At 41.8% G+C, this 1,264-nt stretch carries 1 protein-coding gene and 1 pseudogene; one reads left to right on the top strand and one right to left on the bottom strand.

Annotation, left to right across the window (positions count from 1 at the left end; all coding sequences use genetic code 11):
• Positions 1-149 (bottom strand): annotated as a pseudogene (locus AB4496_RS28870) (MarR family transcriptional regulator); the annotation flags it as partial.
• A gap of 220 nt (positions 150-369) precedes the next feature.
• Between AB4496_RS28870 and AB4496_RS28865 the strand changes: the two are divergent.
• Complete coding sequence (locus tag AB4496_RS28865) at positions 370-1,170, top strand: DUF2982 domain-containing protein (RefSeq protein WP_102258313.1); 801 nt, start codon at positions 370-372, stop codon at positions 1,168-1,170.
• The last annotated feature ends 94 nt before the right edge of the window (positions 1,171-1,264 follow it).

Below are 1,264 nucleotides of genomic sequence, written 5' to 3'. Positions count from 1 at the left end.
ACCGCTGGTTTTGCTGCTACAGTTTTTTCTGCTACAACTTTCTCTGCGACAGGCTTCGCTTTTTTCGGCGTTGCCACTGCTTTAACTACAGCCGCTTTAGTGCGTTTCTGCAGTTTAGCCTGCACCTTACGCTTATGAGCAAGTCTCATTGAATATTTCTCCAGTTCACTGCTCTTTTCGCAGTGGTGAAAATTTGAAGCGCGATTTATACCAAAAAACCGGAGCTATTTGTAGAGTGAAGCGTCGAAAGTCGACGAAAAATACCGATATTGTCTACTAGCGTCTATTATTTAATCATCGACTTATCAATTCAGGGTCATATACACTGGTTATCCATCCAGACAAAAATATGAAAATTTGGTGTTGCCTATGGACACTCGTCACCTTACAAATTTCTCTTTGCCTTCATTCAAACGTTCGTATCGTATTCTCGCCATCATTTTGGGCTTCGTTTGCTTGATCGTTGCGCTCTACAGTGACAACCCAAAGTTACTGATCGTGGGTGCTTTTTGCATTATTGCCCTACTAGGAACTGGCTATTATTTAATGTTGCGCAGCAGAGTGATGATCACCCTCACACCGACTCATTTTCAGCAGCATTTTTATAAAGGCGGGTGGGTTCTAAAATGGAATAACATCCAAAAGATTGGGCTTTGTACCTATGAGCAAGATGGATGGCACCAACCTCTTCCTTGGATTGGTATCAAGGTTAAAGATTACTCGCCCTACCTCGATTCGATTTGTCCTAAAGTCACTTGTGAATTACTGCTCAGCCAACGAGCACTTTTGTACTTGGGAGCGAAGCAAGCGGGTAAAGAATCGAACTTTGAAGATATGGTTTTAGACTCATCGCACTACCACACTCGTTGTACCGAAAACGGGTGTGTGGAATTAAGCCAATATAAAGAATCAAAGAATACCGACAAAGTGAGTTTCAGCGCTCAACAAACGCAAATGGATGCGGATTCATCCGATAAAGCAAATAATCACAACGCGGTGATTAAAGACTATTCTGGATTACAGGCGATGCTTGCCAACAGAATGAAATATCAAAGAGGCTTCCACGGGTATGACATTTTCATATCAACCCATGATCTGAATATCAGTGGGGAGGAGTTTGTTGGACTGGCTCGACGCTACTTGGCGGCAGCCGAACGTCTTTCTGATTAAAATTAAACTGGTTTAAAAGTAAAACCGCACACAATAAAAAAGCTTAGCTTCCATAACAAAAGCTAAGCTTCATTTTCAATCGTTCTTATATTCT

The organism is Vibrio sp. 10N.222.46.A1 (genome assembly GCF_041473595.1).
Lineage (GTDB): Bacteria > Pseudomonadota > Gammaproteobacteria > Enterobacterales > Vibrionaceae > Vibrio > Vibrio tasmaniensis_A.
Note: the sequence above shows the minus strand (reverse complement) of the source record. Positions and strands in the feature narration are given on the sequence as shown.

Excerpts from the sequence above, each read along its gene's own strand:
- AB4496_RS28865 (WP_102258313.1), top strand. The coding sequence starts at position 370 with ATGGACACTCGTCACCTTACAAATTTCTCTTTGCCTTCATTCAAACGT.